The following is an 18,318-nucleotide window of genomic DNA, read 5'->3' as shown; positions in this document are numbered from 1 at the left end:
CATGCAGTGGATCACAATGGTTTCAATGTGGATTATACCGGTTCTCATTGCTTTTATCCTCCTGTACGGAACATATAAACGGATTCCAACATATGAAAGATTTGTAGAAGGCGGAAAGGAAGGAATTGAGATATCTTTTTCGATCATTCCGTATCTGGTGGGAATGCTCGTTGCCATTACTGTGTTCCGAGCTTCAGGAGCGCTTGATGCGTTTATTGGACTGATGAAACCGATGTTTGAAATGATAGGAGTTCCAGCAGAAATCGTTCCCCTGGCAATCATAAGACCCATCTCAGGGAATGCTGCTCTAGGGATGACAAGTGACTTAATGGCGACTTATGGAGCCGATTCCTTTATTGGTCGTCTTGCATCAACGATTCAAGGTAGCACAGATACAACATTCTATGTGTTGACCGTTTATTTTGGTGCTGTAGGGATCAATAAAATGGGGGATGCCCTAAAAGTGGGGCTTCTTGCCGATTTGATCGGTTTTATTGCCGCAATCATTGTCATTTCATTTCTATTTGGTCGTTAAAAAAGGCTGGCTCAGTCGTCTAATTGGACAATTGGGTAAAGCCTATTTTTTTTTCTCTATTTTGACTGGCTCCTTGCCAATACCTCAAACTAATTCTGATAAATGAATCTAATTCCACAAGTAAAAATACAGGCTTCTTAACCACTATTTCTCTTTTCAACGTAAATATGTCATAATTGTGTATTGCTTGTTTATTTATTTAGTTCGAAGTAATATGTAAGAGGTGATAGTATGGAAAGATTACAAAAAGTGATTGCTCATGCCGGTGTAGCTTCGAGAAGGAAGGCGGAAGAGCTAATCGTTGAAGGAAAAGTGAAAGTAAACGGAAAGGTTGTAAAAGAACTTGGAGTAAAGGTAGGTCCAAATGACAAGGTGGAAGTGAACGGAATTCCACTCGAAAGGGAGGAACCGGTTTATTTTCTTTTATATAAACCAAGAGGAGTCATTTCCGCGGTTCATGATGATAAGGGTAGAAAGGTTGTAACGGATTTCTTCCCAGAAGTCACTGCCAGAATTTATCCGATTGGACGGTTGGACTATGATACTTCAGGTCTACTTTTATTAACCAATGATGGGGACTTTGCCAACTTAATGATGCATCCGAAAAATGAAGTAGAAAAGGTGTATGTGGCAAAAGTCAAAGGTATTATGTTCCGAGAGACGGTGAAAAAGCTAGAAAAGGGAATCAAGCTTGAAGACGGTATGACAGCTCCTGCTAAAGTGAAGGTGCTTTCTACTGACAAGAAGAAAAATACATCCATCGTTCAAATTACGATTCATGAAGGGAAAAATCGCCAAGTGAGACGAATGCTCGAGGCGGTCGGTCACCCTGTATTAAAGCTAAAACGAGAAATGTATGCGTTTTTAACTTTACAAGGATTAAAACCAGGAGAATCTCGAGAATTAACGCCTCATGAGGTTAAGCAATTGAGGGTATTAGCTACCAAAGTTAAGAAATAGTGTGAAAATTTGTCACATAACCTTCAAAAATGAAAACAATATGACTGTGTTGTAAAATGCTATAATAATGTCTAAGAATGTTTTTAGGGGGATTCTGTATGGGGAAAAAGCGACGGCTCATTATGCGAGCGGCTATTCTCGCCATTTTAGGTGCGGCTATTATTTATACACTCTATGCTAATTTTATGAAAGAAAAAAATGAGACGGTAAAAATAAATTCAGAGGCACCAGATTTTGTTCTGACAGATCTAGAAGGGAACAAACATAAGTTATCTGACTATAAGGGACAGGGGGTATTTTTGAATTTTTGGGGAACATGGTGTAAGCCGTGTGAAAAGGAAATGCCATATATGGATAATCAATATAAGGTTTATAAAGACCAAGGTGTTCAAATATTAGCAGTGAATGTAGGAGAATCTAAATTTGCTGTGAATAATTTTGTCCAAAAACATCATCTATCGTTTCCGATATTAATAGATTCGAAAAGCCAGGTGCAAAATGCTTATAGTGTCGGGCCACTTCCCGTTACTTTCCTAATTGACAAAAATGGTAAGGTCATTGATTCCCTTACCGGGACTCTTACAGAAAAGATGATTCAGGAACATATGGAGAGAATTAAACCTTAATTTGGGGAGATTTTTTAATGAATGATGTAAAATGCGAATGTAGGCACGTAAATCCGCATGGTACTGTTCTTTGTGAATCGTGCGGACGGGTATTGGATGAAGAAAGCAATGACAATAAACTGCTGGACATGCGTTATGAGGGAACAGCTAGAAGATCGCAGACTTATAACAAAACGATTATCGATAAAATATGGAATTTCTTTTCTTCTGTTAAAGTCGGTGTATGGTTGATTGTTATTACGTTGGTTGCTTCAGCAATTGGTACTATTTTTCCTCAGGAAATGTACATACCTCCTACAATGCCTGCAGAGCTTTATTATGAAGAGGAGTATGGCTGGGCAGGAAAGCTTTACTATACATTAGGGTTTCATAACCTTTATAGTTCATGGTGGTATTTGATTCTGATAGCTTCGATCGGAATTTCACTGGTAATATGCAGCCTTGACCGAGTCGTCCCCCTTTATCGGGCGTTAAAAACGCAAAAAGTCGAAAGGCATGAAGGCTTTTTAAAGCGTCAACGTATTTTCGGTATAACAAATGTTGCTGGAAAACAGATTGACATGGAGACAATCAAAAAGAGATTGGCTGAGCGCCGTTTTCATGTGCGGGAGGAAAATGGCAGCATTTTAGCGGAAAAAGGTCGTTTTTCAAGATGGGGTCCTTATATTAACCATATCGGTCTGATTATTTTCCTTTTTGGTACGATGCTTCGTTTCGTTCCTGGTATGTATGTAGATAAAGTTCTGTGGATCAGGGAAGGCGAAACAAAGGAAATCCCAGGTACGAACGGTCAATATTTCTTAAAAAGTAATGGATTCATTTTCGAAGTGTACGATAAAGAAAAAGATAAAGAAGTCTTCAAGAAAGCTTTGGACAAGGTTGGTTCAGTGCCAAAGAATTTCCAAACAAATGTCACACTCTACGAAAAAAGTGAAGACACTTTACCGGGTGAAGAGCCTAAATTGAAAAAAATAAAAGATCAGAAAATAAGAGTTAATGAACCGCTAAAGCATAATCACTATGCTTTATACCAAGTGGATTATAAGCTGAACGAACTGAACAAGATGATCTTCAAGTTAACGAAAAAGTCAGACAAGAAAGAATATGGCACAATCACAATTGATCTCTATGATCCAAAGCAAAAATTTGATTTAGGAAATGGATATACGGTCGAATTGATGAGCTATTTTCCGGACTTTGAGTTTGATGAAAATGGAAAACCTACGACTAAATCTCGAATTCCAAACAATCCTGCATTTGTTTTTAAGATGATTACACCTGATAAACCAAAAGGTGAAGTAAGCTTTGTTGCCATTCAGCAAACGGTAGAGCCATTTGGTGACAATACATACAAAATGGCATTTGCCGGAGCTGAGACAAAGAACGTTTCCGCTCTTACGGTTCGTAAGGACATGACGCTTTGGGTAATAGGAATCGGAGGAATCATTTTTATGATTGGCGTGATTCAAGGTTCTTATTGGAATCATCGTCGAATTTGGATTCAAAAGCGTGGAGATGAGATTTGGATAGCAGCTCATACGAACAAAAACTGGTACGGATTGAAAAAGGATATCCATTCAATCATCAAAGATCTGGGATTAAATGAGCCGATTGATCAGCTGCAAGTAGAAAAGCTTCAAAATAGGGGGGAAACGAATGGTCCAGCTTAGCAGCAATTTATTATATATCGCATTCATCCTATATTTGCTGGCAACTTTTCTTTTCAGTGGAGCCATTAAAGATAAAAGACATCGTGGAGAGAAAAAGCTTAGTAAATTCGCTCTAATCGGATTTATTCTAACTATTATCGGGTTTGTTTCACAATCAGGATATTTTATCACGAGATGGATTGCTGCAGGACATGCACCTGTCAGTAATTTGTTTGAATTTACGACCTTCTTTGGAATGATGCTTGTCGGAGCATTTATCGTTATTTTTTCAATTTATAAGACCCCAGTTCTCGGAGTTTTTACACTCCCGATAGCGGTTTTGATTATTGCTTATGCCAGCATGTTCCCGAGAGAAATCTCACCGCTGATTCCAGCACTTCAAAGTAACTGGCTTGCGATCCATGTGACGACTGCAGCTGCCGGACAAGCAATCTTAGCTGTTAGTTTTGCAGCGGGAATCATTTATTTAATTCGTGTAGTAGATCAATCAAAGAAAACCAAAAGTACATTTTGGCTCGAAGCAACAATGTTTGGTTTAATTGCTACTTTAGGTTTCGTCATAATTCTTTCTGTATTTTCAGCTATGGGTTATGAAGCAAAGTTTGATTGGGTTAACAAACACGGGGAACAAGTTGAGGAAGTTTACCATCTTCCAGCACTTGTCGGACTCCATGAAAATGAATTGAAAACAGACAACAGGTTGGAACCACTTGTTGAGATGCCGGCAATAATCAATGCAAAAAAATTAAACACAGTCGTTTGGTCATTACTCACTGGTGCAGTTTTATATTGTTTTCTCCGATTGATTTTTAGAAAAAGAATCGCTCATACTCTTCAGCCACTAGTTAAAAATGTTAATTTAGACCTTGTAGATGAAATTGGATACCGTTCTGTATTAATTGGATTTCCAGTTTTTACACTTGGAGCACTAATCTTTGCAATGATTTGGGCACAAATTGCTTGGACACGTTTTTGGGGATGGGACCCTAAAGAGGTTTGGGCTCTAATCACATGGCTGTTTTATGCGGCATTTTTACACTTACGCCTTTCAAGAGGATGGCATGGAGAAAAATCAGCTTGGCTTGCAGTCATAGGATTTATTATTATGATGTTTAACCTTATTGTAGTAAATTTAGTAATCGCAGGTCTGCACTCTTATGCTTAATCAAAAGCCATGAGAAAGGGATGACTCAGGAAAGTGTTCAGCACTTTAATTAGGAGTCATCCTTTTTTATGAATGAGATATGGATCGATTAAGAAATACTAATAGTAAACTTTTTCAAACTTGTCAATCAACAAAGATTATTTTGCTTTTTAAGGATTTTATATATAATGAAAGAGTTGAAATAATGAAAGGACCAAAATTACATACTTTGTAAGGGTTTAAATGACCTGTAAATAATAGTAATGGAAAAGCAAACCGAGATTTTGTACTAAACAAAAGGGAGGAAGAAGAAACATGGAGAATGAAATCAAAATTCTAGTTGTGGATGATGAAGAGCGCATTCGTCGTTTATTGAAAATGTATCTAGAAAGAGAAGAATATATCATTGATGAAGCAGAGGATGGAAATGAGGCATTGTCAAAAGCGATTGAAAATGATTATGATCTCATTTTATTAGATATCATGATGCCGGGTAAGGATGGGATAGAGGTTTGCCGGGAGCTACGCGAGAAGAAATCAACACCTATTATCATGCTTACTGCAAAAGGTGAAGAAATAAACCGTGTTCAAGGATTTGAGGTCGGCACGGATGATTATATTGTAAAACCATTTAGTCCACGTGAAGTCGTGCTTCGGGTAAAAGCCTTGCTCAGAAGATCGTCTAAAACAAGCTATTTGCAAACCGAGACAACAACAAAGGATGTTATTGTATTCCCGCATCTAACGATTGATAACGATGCACATAGAGTAACAGCAGACGGTAAGGAAGTATCACTAACTCCGAAAGAATATGAGTTGCTCTACTTTTTGGCAAAATCTCCTGATAAAGTATTTGACCGAGAGCAGCTTTTAAAGGAAGTGTGGCATTATGAATTTTTTGGCGATTTGAGAACGGTTGACACTCATGTCAAAAGACTTCGTGAAAAACTGAACAGAGTTTCAGAGAATGCTGCAAAAATGATTGTAACTGTCTGGGGAGTAGGTTATAAATTTGAGGTTGTGAATGAATGATATTTTGGCGGAGTGTCGTTGGGAAGCTTTGGCTAACAATCCTTTTGCTCGTTTCGTTCGTTCTCTTTATATTGACCGTATTATTGTTGGAGTTCTTTGAGAATTTCCATATTAACCAAATCGAAGACAAATTGACTATTACTGCAAGTCGGATCGCAAAAATCGTCGAAGAGTACGAAGATCCGGATTCAGCTTTAACGATTTCTTCCGAATTGTTAGGAAGTTCAACAAAAATTATGATTGTTGTAGGAGACGAAACATATTTTACATCAGATTCTTCCATGTCTCCGGCTTTTTCCTTAGATGTTTTAAAACAGGATAAGGATCTTTCGAAAATTTTTACAGACAGGAAAATCGTTCGTAAAGAATTAGTGCTACAAAATTCTGATAAAAAAGATGGGACACCTGTTATCATGATTGGATTCCCAATGGAAGTGAATGGGGAAAATGGTGTCATCTTCATTTATCAATTGCTTCAAGACATGGAGAAAACCATTCAATCTACTACAAAATTCATTCTTTTGGCTGCTGGGGTAGCCATTGTTCTAACGACCATATTTGCTTTCTTCCTGTCAACAAGAATTACCTCGCCATTGAGAAAGATGAGAGAAGCGGCATTTGAAGTGGCACGTGGAAAATTTGATACCAAAGTGCCAATTTTAACTCATGATGAAATTGGTGAACTAGCAACTGCTTTTAACCAAATGGCAAAACAATTAAAATTTAATATGAATGCGTTGAGCCAGGAAAAAGAAAACTTATCGAACATCTTAAGCAGTATGGCTGACGGAGTGATTACGATTAATCGAGACGGAACCATTCTTGCTACCAATCCCCCTGCAGAACGGTTCCTGCAGTATTGGTATTATGAAAAAGGATTTTTAAAGGATGAACATGAAGCCCCGCCTATTTTTATGAGCTTGTTCGAAAAGGCAGTAGAATCGGAAAGAGAACAGGTTGGAGAAATATCGCTGCAAGGTCACCACTGGGTCATCATTGTTAGTCTTCTTTATAATCAAGAAAACATTCGGGGGGCTGTTGCAGTTCTTCGTGACATGACGGAAGAAAGAAGACTCAATAAGTTAAGAAAAGATTTTATTGCCAATGTATCACATGAACTAAGAACACCTATTTCCATGCTTCAAGGGTACAGTGAGGCCATTATTGATGATATTGCGGCCACTGAGGAAGATAAAAAGGAAATGGCGAAAATCATATATGATGAGTCATTAAGAATGGGAAGACTGGTAAATGATTTACTTGACCTTGCAAGAATGGAAGCTGGACACATTAGTTTAAAAATGGATACAGTCCAACTTGAGCCTTATTTAAAACGCATCGCTTCCAAATTTTATGGGTTGGCTAAAGAAAAAAGGATTCTTATCAGTACATCACTTGAGAACCAGGATCTTGAGTGGAGATTTGACCCTGATCGAATCGAACAGGTATTGACGAATTTGATTGATAATGCCATTAGACATACTCCTGAAAATGGTACTGTAACGATTATTCAGCGTCTTCACCCTCGGAAAGGTTTAGTTATTGAAGTGAAAGATTCTGGTTCAGGTATTCCAGAAGAAGATTTACCATTTGTTTTTGAACGTTTCTATAAGGCTGACAAGGCTAGAACAAGAGGAAGATCAGGTACAGGTTTGGGACTGGCCATCGCAAAAAATATCATTGAAGCTCACAATGGTGAAATTATGGTACAAAGTTATTTGCACAAAGGTACGACATTTACTTTCACCATACCGCAAAATTTGAGACAATACGATAAAAAATAAAAGAATTGCCGAAAAATCTTGTTACATGAGAAACAGCGACTTTTCATTAAAAAGACAGGAAGGGTTATCTACACCCTTCTTTTTTATTGTATTACACACATATTCAGATTGTTTGAAAACACTTGTCAGTCGAGGATGGGAGCATCACAGCGGAAGTAGTCTGAAAGAATGGGTTATCCAGACCCTTCCATTTTTATCTAAAAAAGACTATATTTAAAAGTGTAACTTTATTTTGTTAACATTCGACTATTATTATGACGGAGGAGGGGGATAAATGGACTCCGTTTTTCAAAGGATTTATGAAAACTATCATCAGGATTTATTTCAATTTTTGTTTTATATGGTAAAGAATAAAGAGACAGCAGAAGACCTTGTTCAAGAAGTCTATATTAGGGTATATAAATCATATCAGCGTTTTGAAGGGAAAAGCAGTGAAAAAACATGGCTTTATTCCATTGCCCGTAATGCAGCCATTGATCATTTTAGAAAGCAGAAAAGCTGGAAGCAGCGCCTCTTAGAAAACTTCGATTGGGATAAGCAGCAAGTAAAGGATGACAGTTCGATTCCTGAAGAGATTGCTTTGCAAAAAGAACAGATTCAGTGGCTATATAAAAGCTTAGACCAATGTACGATGGATCAGAAATCAGTTATTATCCTACGATATATCCAATCTTTATCGATTTCAGAAACTGCTGAAGTCCTTGGATGGACAGAAAGTAAAGTAAAAACAACACAGCACCGGGCGTTAAAGGCCGTGAAAAAAATTATGGAAGAAAATGCAGGAAAGGAGGAGAGTAGTTATGAAAAAATCACAATGGACAGATGAAGAAATCGAACAACTTTTTTCCGAGTTACCGATAATAAAGGATCAACGCACACCGGAACTGATTTTTGCTAGGGTGCAGCAAGTAGAAAAAAAGAAATGGAATGTACATCGGCTCTTTCCTGTGATGGCTGCAGCAACGGCTCTCTTCATTTTTGCAATTATTACTTCCTCCTTATTTTTGAAAAAAGATGCCTCTAAGGAATCAAAAGAATTGGCAAATAGCCCATTGTCAGAGGAACGGATAGAAGTCACTACTGATAACAAGCAATCTTCCGATGAGAAGGTTGCGGATATAAAAACTGCTGATGAAAACAAATCAACAACTGCTGAGGAGCCAAATACTTTAATGAAGCAGGCTGCTGAAGAAGTTGCACATTCGATCGCATTTCAGGAGGATGTGGAAAATAAAATTACCGTCACGCTTGGTGTACCTGATTTGAATATTAACAATATTGTTCCAGTAACGTTGGTCGTGGACGGTGAAGAAAATAAGGATCAGGTTAGTTTGATAAAGGAAACGATGGAAAAAATTGATGAAGCATCTCTTGGGTTAGAAGATTTTTATCCTTTGAAGGAAGTTGAAATAAAACCTTCTGAGAAGCAGACAGAGCTTGTGGTGGATGTACGTCCAGGACATCCATATGGCTCATCTGCAACAGAATCCATTTTTATGGAAGCTCTAAAAGAGACTGCTAGAAATCAGGGCTTTGATACAATACGTTTCACAACAAATGGCAAAGAAGGTGCGGAATTTTCACATACAGGCTATACTCCGAAGATAGAAGTAAATGAAGGATCAACTAAAAGAGCCTATTTACTTTATCAAGCCAATGTTCATCAAAAGAAGCTTCTTGTTCCTACGATCAGTCATTTTGATACAATTGAAGCGGCTATTGAAGAAATGAAAAAACCTACCGATAGTAGTTTGATTTATCCCTCTTTACCTAAATGGATCCATATCGATTCGATTAAAACAGAAGGCCACAGACTTGTTTTAACCTTCAGTGATGATACAAAGCTAAATAATTCTGAAGAGGTTGTAAAGGGATTAGAAGCCATCTTGTTAACAGCAAAGGAATTTGGATATAAAAGTGTTGTCTTTCAGAATAGTCAGGTTGATAAGATTGGAAAAATTACATTAAATGGCGAAAATAGTGTGATTGTTTATCCGAATTATGTGAAAGAATAGGAACCTTTTTGGCTGATTCATGTCCATTGCGATTTTCATTCAGTTAATCGCTTGCTGCATGGAGCAGCCTTTTTGTTTTTCTTCGGATCTTGCATATTTCTTTTAAGACTTGAGGAATACTATTAAACGTGAAACATTAGCATAAGGAACAGTTTTCCAATGCAATGTTCTATTTGTACAAAGTGTTGCATAGTATCAAGAGGGACAAGGTTTTTATAGGAGGAAAAGCATGCAGGATTATGGAAAAAGGCTTTTGATTGTGATGATTATTGCCATTTGTATAGGACTCTTGTTTGTGGGGGGGAGTACTGGTCAGGCAGATGAAATTGAAACACTACCAAAAGACTGGATTTGGCCATCCAATGGTGAAATATCGGATACATTTGGAACAAGAAACGGATCCCATAAGGGAATTGATATAGCTGCACCATTAAATACTGACATCGTGGCTGCTGCAGATGGGATCGTCACAAAATCTTATTATTCGCATACATATGGCAATGTCGTATTTATTTCTCATGGTTCTTTTGAAGCGGTATATGCCCATTTAAATGAAAGATTTACAGAGGTTGGACAACAAGTAAAACAAGGTCAAATAATAGGCAAAATGGGGAATACAGGTAGATCAAGAGGCGTGCATCTCCATTTTGAGATTCATAAGGATGAATGGACATTCGGAAAAGAGAACGCAATGGACCCGCTTTTAGTTCTAGAACAGTCAAGATTAGTGAGTGTGTCTAACGAAGCGAATGTAAACATTGAAAAAGCATTAGATGTAACAGTCCCTGTTAAGGAAGATATGGTCTATTCAGTAGAAAAAGGAGATACGCTTTGGGCGATTTCAGTTAAATTTGATACCGAAGTCGAAAGAATTATGCAACTTAACAATTTGAATTCTGACTTGATCTATCCGAACCAAAGGCTAGTCATTCATAAAGGGATATAGCATAACGAAGTTGATGAAAACTGACATATTATGGACAAATTAAAATAAATAAGAATTATGTTAATATTCCTTCCTTTTTACTTTATGCCTTTGTATAATTAAAGGGATAAAGGGGGAAGAAGGATGCTGACGGATTATCATAATCATCTAGAAACCGGGACACTTACGCTGGATTATTTAAAAAAATTTACGGATACCGCAAAATCAAAGAACATTCAGCATTTTGGCATATCAGAACATGCTTATCATTTTTACCAAACTGCGGATATTTTACAAAATGAATGGGTGAACCCTAGAAGATTCTATGACATGGCTGATTACGTGGCTTTATTTAAGCAAGCGTGGAATAGTGGGATCGATGTGAAAATGTCGATTGAAATGGATTATACTCCAGGTAAGCATAAAGAAATGGCAGCTTTTATCAAGGCTTATGATTTCGATTATGTGATTGGATCGATCCATTGGGTCGGCGATTTTGGAATTGATTTAAAAGAATACATCCATGAATGGGACAAGCGGGATGTGTTTGACATATACAGACAATATTTTGATCAGGTCGTAACGCTTGCAGAGTCCAACTTATTCGATATAATTGGACATATTGATTTGGTGAAAATTTTTAAATATGTTCCAAATGATGAGGACTTTTTGTTAGAACAGTATGATCGAGCAACAGAAGCTCTTAAAAACTCGAAAACTTGTGTGGAAATCAGTACAGCTGGGTTAAGGAAGCCTGTTGGGGAATTATATCCTGACAGAAGATTGCTTGAGATGTGTTATGAAAAAGGTATTCCAATCGTGCTTTCATCTGATGCCCATTTCCCAGAACATGTCGGGGCAGACTTTAATCAAGCGATTGAGCTGGCACGATCTGTCGGATATACAACGCTTATGACTTTCTCAAAAGGCGAGAGAAAAGAAGTGGAATTAGGCTAGAATGAAGGATAAACAGTCTTTTCGAGTACATTTTAGCGGATATAAATGCGGCTGCCCATAATGACTTATGGGACAGCCCTTTATTTATTATTCTTGTATTTTAGGCAAAGATGGATGAGATGATAGGGAAATACGATACGTAAACGTTGTATCATCCAATTCATTCAATATATTATACACTTCATCACATAAAGGCTTGTCAAAGGATAGAATCATGATTGCTTCTCCCCCCGCTTGTTTTCTTCCCACTTGCATGGTTGCGATATTGACATCATGATCCCCTAAAATTTTACCGACACGACCAATGACCCCTGGACGGTCCGTGTGTTGGATGTATAGAAGATTTCCTTCAGGATTGAAATCAATATTAAATCCATTTAAGCTGACTACACGAGGACCATAATTTTCGATATAGGTACCTTTGATTTCAAATATTCTGTTGTCCCCTTTAACTGTAAGGGAAATAGCATTTGCATAACCGAATGTATTTTGAGAGATTTTTTCACCAATTGTAATACCTCTTTCTTTAGCAACAAGAAGGGCATTGACCTCATTGACAGCAATATCGATTCTTGAATTGAAAAAGCCTGAAAGCAAGCTTTTTGTCAAGATACTCGTATCAAAGTCAAGGGCAGAGCCTGCATAAGTAACGGAAATCTCATGGATTCCTTCTTTCATGCACTGAGAGGCAATGCTTCCAAGCTGTTTGACAAGGTGATAAAATGGCTGAATTTTTTCAAACAATTCTTTAGAAATAGCAGGCAAATTGATGCTATTTGAAACTGGATTTCCGTTTAAGAAAAGGAGTACTTCTTGAGCTACTTGACTAGCGACATTCAACTGGGCTTCTTTCGTAGAAGCTCCTAAATGGGGTGTTGCAATCACTTGATCCAGTTCAAGAAGTTTGTTATGAACGGCAGGCTCCTCAACAAAAACATCCAGAGCAGCTCCAGCAACATGTCCTTCTACAATTAACTCATATAAATCATCTTCATCAATGATCCCGCCTCTAGCACAGTTAATCAAATAAACACCTTTTTTGGCTTTTAACAATCTAGCTTTATTTAGTAAGCCTCGGGTTTCTTTCGTAAGTGGAGTATGCACGGTGATGATATCAGCTTTTTCGATAAGCTCATCTAATGGCAAAGCTGTAACATTCATTTTTTTGGCTCTCTCCGAAGTTAAAAACGGATCGAACACTAAAACAGACATGCCAAATGCTTTTGCTCGTTTGGCAATTTCACTACCAATACGGCCCATTCCGACAATCCCTAGTGTTTTTCCGTTTAATTCAGTTCCGGAGAACGCGTTACGCTTCCATTCTTTATGAATCTTTAATGAGGCATAAGCTTGTGGAATATGTCTCATTAATGCAGCCATCATAGCAAAGGTGTGTTCTGCAGTGGAAATAGTATTCCCATCTGGAGCATTTACAACCACGATTCCACGTTTCGTTGCAGCTGGTACATCAATGTTATCTACCCCAACTCCAGCACGTGCAATAATTTTTAAGTTTGGCATTTTTTCCATTAAGTCTTCTGTAACTTTTGTTGCGCTTCTTACAAGAATTGCATCCATTACATGCAACTCCTCCGTGCATTCATCGACTGTTTTTTGTACAAGCTCAATATTTGAAGCCTGTAGCAATGGAGTCAGCCCTTCCGGTTTAATTGCGTCTGCTACTAATACTCGATACACCCCAAAACACCATCCCATTATTATTAATATAGTAAAATTCTAAACTTTTAAATTTCTGTTAATTCTACAAAAATTAAGGGTCAATGTCAATTTAGCGCAAACATATGTAAGCGCTTAATATACAAATAGACTTAGAATTGTCAAAATCGATTTTTATTTAAGGAAAAATTTTTTAGTAAAGTAAAGTATTACATATTTGTGAATCATGAATAAATATCTTCACATCGAGACTTTTTTAGGCTATAATCATTTTTGTAATAAAAATTTAATAGATCTATCTTCGGGGCAGGGTGAAATTCCCGACCGGCGGTGATGAGCAAAGCTCTAAGCCCGCGAGCCACAAATTTTTGTGGCAGGATTTGGTGAGATTCCAAAGCCGACAGTACAGTCTGGATGGGAGAAGGTGGAGGTTCAAGCGTTTTAAAATGATTCTTTAAAACGTTTATTTGACCATGCTTTTTTCTCCCCGTTGTCTACAAGATTACGGGGTTTTTTATTTCAAAGCATGGGCTTGAACTGTCCTCTTTTCGTGAAGTAGATCTCACAAAAAGAAGGAGAGAGATAGTATGAAGCAAGGAAAGGTAAGAAAATTTGTCGCGGTGGGTATGTTCAGCAGTATTGCGTATATTCTCATGCTGCTAAATTTCCCGTTTCCGGGGTTCCCGCAGTTTTTACTTGTAGATTTCAGTGATATACCGGCATTAGTTGCTGCGTTAATATTCGGTCCTGTGGCGGGTGTAATGGTAGAATTCATTAAAAACATCTTGGATTATTTGATGACAGGAAGCTCAACGGGCGTTCCGATTGGTCATATCGCGAACTTTACGGCTGGTGTCATATTTATTCTGCCAACTTATTATATTTTTAAAAAATTAAGCTCCAAAATTGGTATGACCATTGCTCTTATTGCTGGAACACTGACAATGGCCACCTTGATGAGTATTTTAAATTATTTCATTATTTTCCCAGCCTACACGATGTTTATGGGATGGGAACCTATGTCAGCTCCAGACTTAAGACAGTTTATTGCGACTGCAATCTTGCCATTTAACATTGTGAAAGGTTTGCTTATTACAATTGTTTTCATGTTGTTATTTACCCGTCTTCATGGGTGGATTGAAAAGCAAGCAACAGCACAGCTGAAAATATAAACAAAAGCCGTCACGATTAAAACGTGGCGGCTTTTTAAATCTGTTCGAGCCAAACGCGAATGCATTTTCGAGGAGTCAAGTACCCTCCGCTACAATCAACTCAGATCGTATCGTTACATTACACTAAAAAAGCAACAAACTTTACGGAAATAGCCTTTTATAAATAAAAAATCATTGCGACCGTCCGCAATGATTTTTCACTTTTTATTCAAATTTAGTTGGGTCTCCATTGAATGGTTCATCAGCAACTTTAATGGAGTCAGTTGGGCAGCCTTCAAAAGCGTCCATCATATCATCCACAAGTACGTCTGGAATTTCAACGATCCCTTGGTTGTCATCAAGAGTTACGAATGCAATACCCTCATCATCGTAATCGTAAATATCAGGCGCTGCAGCTCCGCAAGCTCCACAAGCGATGCAAGTTTCTTTGTCAACGATTGTGTATTTTGCCATGAAAATAACCTCCCATTATGTACTTTGTACGGTCTCAAAAAGAATCTCTGAAACCTGTTACTAATTCCTATTGTAAAGGTGTAAGCATAACTTTTCAATAGGGAATCTATTGAGAATGCTTATCACATAAGGATTCTACAACTTTGAGAAGAAACAACAAAAAAGATGAAAGTTCACGACAAGAACCGTCATCTTTTGATAAAATATGAAATAAGAAAAGATGTAAAAGCGAGAGTTAGCCATGATTCAATTTCTAGAGGCTCTAATCATCCATATGATTATGAAACTGAACGGTGAAAGAACAGTAATATCCATTTACCATATTTTAAAAGGGAAAAAGTCTTTTCAAACGATTCAAGACTGTCATCTATATGGTCTTGAGACATTTTTTGGTACTTTTCAATCGTTACAAAGAGACTTTTTTGAAGAGACAGTCCAAAAACTCATAAATAATCAATACATATCGATCAAGCATGAAGGAAATGAGATAGAAGTAACCTTTGAGGGGAAAAAGGCTCTTGAACAATATATGGCTCTTTCCCCTTTTCCAAAGCATTTGCACGGGTATCATTTCCAGGCACAGTCAGCAATTTTTTGGAAAAGACTATCACTTGTTATCCAAACGGTTTCTCATTTAATTCATGGGCATTATTCTTTTTATCCAATACAGCGTGATTTATCTGTACAAGCTTGGGTTAAAAGGTTTTTAAAGACATACACTGACAAAAGATTATTAGGGGAAAAATTATATGGAGAGCTTTTTTCTTTGTTAAATCAATTACCTGAGCTACAAGGTAAGATTTTTGTTTCTCGTTTATCTGCATACCACAGGATCGGTCTTACGAACAAACAGTTAGCTGAAGAAACAAATCGAGACGAAGCCTATATTCATATTTTATTTTTGGATACCTTACATTTCATATTGATGGAAACGAACAGGGCTAAGTCTAAATATAAAATATTAAGCATGATTGCACCTCCCATTTCGAACTATCAACTGACAGAAAGTAGTAAAGCTACCTATTCTTTAATTAAAAATGGCTTTTCTGTAGAAAGAGCAGCGAAAGCTAGACAGCTAAAAGTAAGTACAATAGAGGACCATATCGTGGAAATGGCTCTTTTTATTCCAGAGTTTTCAATAGATCCCTTTGTGGACAAGTCCATACAAAATGAAATTATGCAAACAGCAGCTGCATTAAAAACGAAAAAGCTAAAGCCTATTAAAAATAAACTTCAATCAAAAGTAAGTTATTTTCAAATTCGGTTGGTTCTTGCAAAGAGTGGTGATCGTGATGGAACTTGAAAAATTTTTATACCGCTACTTTGGCTTCTCCGCATTCAGACAAGGACAAAAAGAAACGATACAAGCACTTTTAAATGGACAAAATACTTTAGCGATGCTGCCGACTGGAACAGGAAAATCACTATGTTACCAGCTTCCGGCTTATTTGTTGAAAAAAACGACGATCGTGGTTTCCCCTTTGCTATCATTAATGCAGGATCAAGTTGAACAGATGAAGGTTAGAGGGGAAAAAAGTGTCATCGCTTTAAATTCATTTATGTCTCCCGATCAAAAAAGAGAGGCACTACGACAATTGCAAACATTTAGGTTTATTTTTCTTTCACCTGAAATGCTCAGTGTACCAAATGTGTTATCGGCGATCAGGAATTTACAAATTGGATTATTTGTTGTAGATGAGGCTCACTGCATTTCACAGTGGGGCTATGATTTCCGGCCAGATTATTTGAAGTTGGGCTTCATCAGAAAAAAATTGGGCAATCCACTAACATTGGCACTTACAGCTACAGCAACCAGTGAGGTAAGAGAGGATATAAAAAAACGGCTGAACATGGAAGGTGCAATGGAAATTATTTCTAGTGTGAACCGTCAAAATATCTCACTTATGATTCAAACATTCCATACCTATCATGAAAAGCAGGTGCAGCTTCTTGAATTGGTAAAGAAATTACAGCCTCCTGGAATCATTTATTTCAAAAGCAAGAAAGCAGCGGAGCTAACAGCTTCTTACTTAAAAGAACGTGGGATTGGGAAGGTAGAATATTATCACGGAGGAATGGAGCAGGAGCAGAGGATCTTGATTCAGCAGCAGTTTTTAAATAGTCAAATCAACATTATTTGTGCGACGAGTGCTTTTGGTATGGGTATTAATAAAGAGAATGTAAGATATGTGATCCACTTTCATCCTCCAGGGGACATGGAATCGTATGTTCAGGAAATTGGCCGTGCAGGAAGAGACGGTAAACAAAGCACTGCCATTTTGCTATACGCAGAGGGCGATGAAGGTATTCCTCTCACCTTATTGGAGCAGGAATTTCCATCAAAAGAACAGATTGATTGGCTTTTTGAAAAAATAGACAAGCAAGTACACTTACAAAAGAATGCTTTGGACGATTATTTTGGCCAAATTGGATTAAATGAGATACAAAGTAGGATTGTTTCTTATTTTTTGGAAGATTGCCATGATGTAAGGGATGTGAAAGCATCACTACTTTCCTATATCCAACATCGAAAAGAAGTAAAAATGGAAAAGTTGCGATTTGTTATGAGATGGATCCAATCGAAGGATTGTAGGAGAAAAGGCATTTTAGATTACTTCCATGAGCATAAACTTGTCCAAACACCATGCTGTGATAGATGTGATGATTCAATGATCATGTGTACAGCTCAAATGGAACCCATGGATGATGCATCTCCCCTTGAACAAGAAGCCTGGCAGCAGGAGCTTGCAAAAATATTATTAACAGAGAAAATAGGGAGCATATGAGAAATAAACAATCGGAAATCATTCAAACATTAAGTGACCGTGAACTTCTTTTAAATGTTTTTCTTACACAGACGATTTTAGTTGTTATAGCGATCGTAATCGGATCCTTTACTTTTGAAAGTTTAGATGATTTTCTAAACCTTTTTCAATGGGATTGTTTAGAAATTATTCTAATTGGAGGCGGTACAGGGATTGGAATCGTTGCATTAGACATTTGTTTAATGAGAATTTTGCCTTCTTCCTATTATGATGATGGGGGCATTAATGAAAGGATTTTCGGCAGCCTTTCCTATCCAATGATTTTGATTGTCTCATTAGTAGTAGCGATTTCAGAGGAAGTTCTTTTTAGAGGGGTTATACAAACTGAAATAGGGTTGATTGGGACAAGCTTTATTTTTGCTTTAGTTCATTACCGTTATCTATTTAACTGGTTTTTATTCATCAACATCGTTTCTTTAAGTTTTGTGATTGGATTGATTTTTCAATGGACGGATAATTTACTTGTCACGATTTTTGCACATTTTCTAATTGATTGTCTTTTGGGTTTCATGATTAGAAGAAAAAATTCAAAGCCCAGATGAG

At 37.3% G+C, this 18,318-nt stretch carries 17 protein-coding genes and 1 riboswitch; of the genes, 15 read left to right on the top strand and 2 right to left on the bottom strand.

Annotation, left to right across the window (positions count from 1 at the left end; all coding sequences use genetic code 11):
- Nucleotide 1: 1 nt before the first annotated feature.
- The 11 genes from GD441_RS00850 to GD441_RS00800 all read left to right on the top strand — a co-directional run bounded on the left by GD441_RS00850 (nucleotide 2) and on the right by GD441_RS00800 (nucleotide 11,648).
- Nucleotides 2-535: a spore maturation protein gene (locus GD441_RS00850; protein WP_153122705.1), complete on the top strand. Its 534-nt coding sequence runs from the start codon at nucleotides 2-4 to the stop codon at nucleotides 533-535.
- Nucleotides 536-766: 231 nt separating this feature from the next.
- Nucleotides 767-1,495, top strand: coding sequence for a 23S rRNA pseudouridine(2605) synthase RluB (gene rluB, locus GD441_RS00845; RefSeq protein ID WP_153122704.1), 729 nt, complete (start codon nucleotides 767-769; stop codon nucleotides 1,493-1,495).
- Nucleotides 1,496-1,593: 98 nt separating this feature from the next.
- On the top strand, nucleotides 1,594-2,121 hold the full coding sequence (gene resA, locus GD441_RS00840; protein WP_153122703.1) for a thiol-disulfide oxidoreductase ResA: 528 nt from the start codon (nucleotides 1,594-1,596) through the stop codon (nucleotides 2,119-2,121).
- Nucleotides 2,122-2,138: 17 nt separating this feature from the next.
- On the top strand, nucleotides 2,139-3,791 hold the full coding sequence (gene resB, locus GD441_RS00835) for a cytochrome c biogenesis protein ResB (RefSeq protein ID WP_153122702.1): 1,653 nt from the start codon (nucleotides 2,139-2,141) through the stop codon (nucleotides 3,789-3,791).
- Nucleotides 3,778-4,956: a c-type cytochrome biogenesis protein CcsB gene (gene ccsB / locus GD441_RS00830; RefSeq protein WP_153122701.1), complete on the top strand. Its 1,179-nt coding sequence runs from the start codon at nucleotides 3,778-3,780 to the stop codon at nucleotides 4,954-4,956. Before resB ends, ccsB begins: the two co-directional genes overlap by 14 nt.
- Nucleotides 4,957-5,250: 294 nt before the next feature.
- Nucleotides 5,251-5,967 carry a response regulator transcription factor gene (locus GD441_RS00825; RefSeq protein ID WP_153122700.1) on the top strand — a complete coding sequence of 239 codons (717 nt, stop codon included), beginning with the start codon at nucleotides 5,251-5,253 and terminating at the stop codon, nucleotides 5,965-5,967.
- Entirely contained in the window at nucleotides 5,964-7,751 is a 1,788-nt protein-coding gene (locus GD441_RS00820; protein ID WP_153122699.1) for an ATP-binding protein, read from the top strand. The genes GD441_RS00825 and GD441_RS00820 overlap by 4 nt, the downstream gene beginning before the upstream one ends.
- A gap of 274 nt (nucleotides 7,752-8,025) precedes the next feature.
- Nucleotides 8,026-8,577 (top strand): RNA polymerase sigma factor SigX, encoded by a 552-nt coding sequence (gene sigX / locus GD441_RS00815; RefSeq protein ID WP_153122698.1) that lies wholly within the window; start codon nucleotides 8,026-8,028, stop codon nucleotides 8,575-8,577.
- Nucleotides 8,552-9,766 (top strand): GerMN domain-containing protein, encoded by a 1,215-nt coding sequence (locus tag GD441_RS00810; RefSeq protein ID WP_153122696.1) that lies wholly within the window; start codon nucleotides 8,552-8,554, stop codon nucleotides 9,764-9,766. Before sigX ends, GD441_RS00810 begins: the two co-directional genes overlap by 26 nt.
- 229 nt (nucleotides 9,767-9,995) lie before the next feature.
- Nucleotides 9,996-10,712: a peptidoglycan DD-metalloendopeptidase family protein gene (locus GD441_RS00805; RefSeq protein ID WP_225434104.1), complete on the top strand. Its 717-nt coding sequence runs from the start codon at nucleotides 9,996-9,998 to the stop codon at nucleotides 10,710-10,712.
- 123 nt (nucleotides 10,713-10,835) lie between these two features.
- Nucleotides 10,836-11,648: a histidinol-phosphatase gene (locus GD441_RS00800; protein WP_153122694.1), complete on the top strand. Its 813-nt coding sequence runs from the start codon at nucleotides 10,836-10,838 to the stop codon at nucleotides 11,646-11,648.
- An 87-nt stretch (nucleotides 11,649-11,735) separates the two neighbouring features.
- On the opposite strand, the gene serA is transcribed toward GD441_RS00800, so the two are convergent.
- A complete protein-coding gene (serA, locus tag GD441_RS00795; RefSeq protein WP_153122692.1) occupies nucleotides 11,736-13,346 on the bottom strand; it encodes a phosphoglycerate dehydrogenase in 1,611 nt (536 codons plus the stop codon).
- 272 nt (nucleotides 13,347-13,618) lie between these two features.
- Nucleotides 13,619-13,755: riboswitch (FMN riboswitch) on the top strand.
- A gap of 157 nt (nucleotides 13,756-13,912) precedes the next feature.
- Here serA and GD441_RS00790 point away from each other — a divergent pair.
- Nucleotides 13,913-14,497 (top strand): ECF transporter S component, encoded by a 585-nt coding sequence (locus GD441_RS00790; RefSeq protein WP_153122690.1) that lies wholly within the window; start codon nucleotides 13,913-13,915, stop codon nucleotides 14,495-14,497.
- A gap of 204 nt (nucleotides 14,498-14,701) precedes the next feature.
- Here GD441_RS00790 and GD441_RS00785 read toward each other — a convergent pair whose 3' ends face one another.
- Nucleotides 14,702-14,950 carry a ferredoxin gene (locus GD441_RS00785; RefSeq protein WP_153122688.1) on the bottom strand — a complete coding sequence of 83 codons (249 nt, stop codon included), beginning with the start codon at nucleotides 14,948-14,950 and terminating at the stop codon, nucleotides 14,702-14,704.
- A gap of 241 nt (nucleotides 14,951-15,191) precedes the next feature.
- Here GD441_RS00785 and GD441_RS00780 point away from each other — a divergent pair, with 241 nt between their 5' ends.
- The 3 genes from GD441_RS00780 to GD441_RS00770 are packed head-to-tail and all read left to right on the top strand — an operon-like array spanning nucleotide 15,192 to nucleotide 18,317.
- Nucleotides 15,192-16,253 (top strand): YpbB family protein, encoded by a 1,062-nt coding sequence (locus GD441_RS00780; RefSeq protein WP_153122686.1) that lies wholly within the window; start codon nucleotides 15,192-15,194, stop codon nucleotides 16,251-16,253.
- Complete coding sequence (locus tag GD441_RS00775; protein ID WP_153122684.1) at nucleotides 16,243-17,736, top strand: RecQ family ATP-dependent DNA helicase; 1,494 nt, start codon at nucleotides 16,243-16,245, stop codon at nucleotides 17,734-17,736. The genes GD441_RS00780 and GD441_RS00775 overlap by 11 nt, the downstream gene beginning before the upstream one ends.
- A complete protein-coding gene (locus GD441_RS00770; protein ID WP_153122682.1) occupies nucleotides 17,733-18,317 on the top strand; it encodes a CPBP family intramembrane glutamic endopeptidase in 585 nt (194 codons plus the stop codon). Before GD441_RS00775 ends, GD441_RS00770 begins: the two co-directional genes overlap by 4 nt.
- The last annotated feature ends 1 nt before the right edge of the window (nucleotide 18,318 follow it).

The sequence above is a fragment of the Peribacillus tepidiphilus genome (assembly GCF_009466385.1).
GTDB classification, from domain to species: domain Bacteria; phylum Bacillota; class Bacilli; order Bacillales; family DSM-1321; genus Bacillus_BN; species Bacillus_BN tepidiphilus.
The sequence above is the reverse complement of the archived record's forward strand: the minus strand, read 5'-3'. Positions and strand labels throughout refer to the sequence as shown.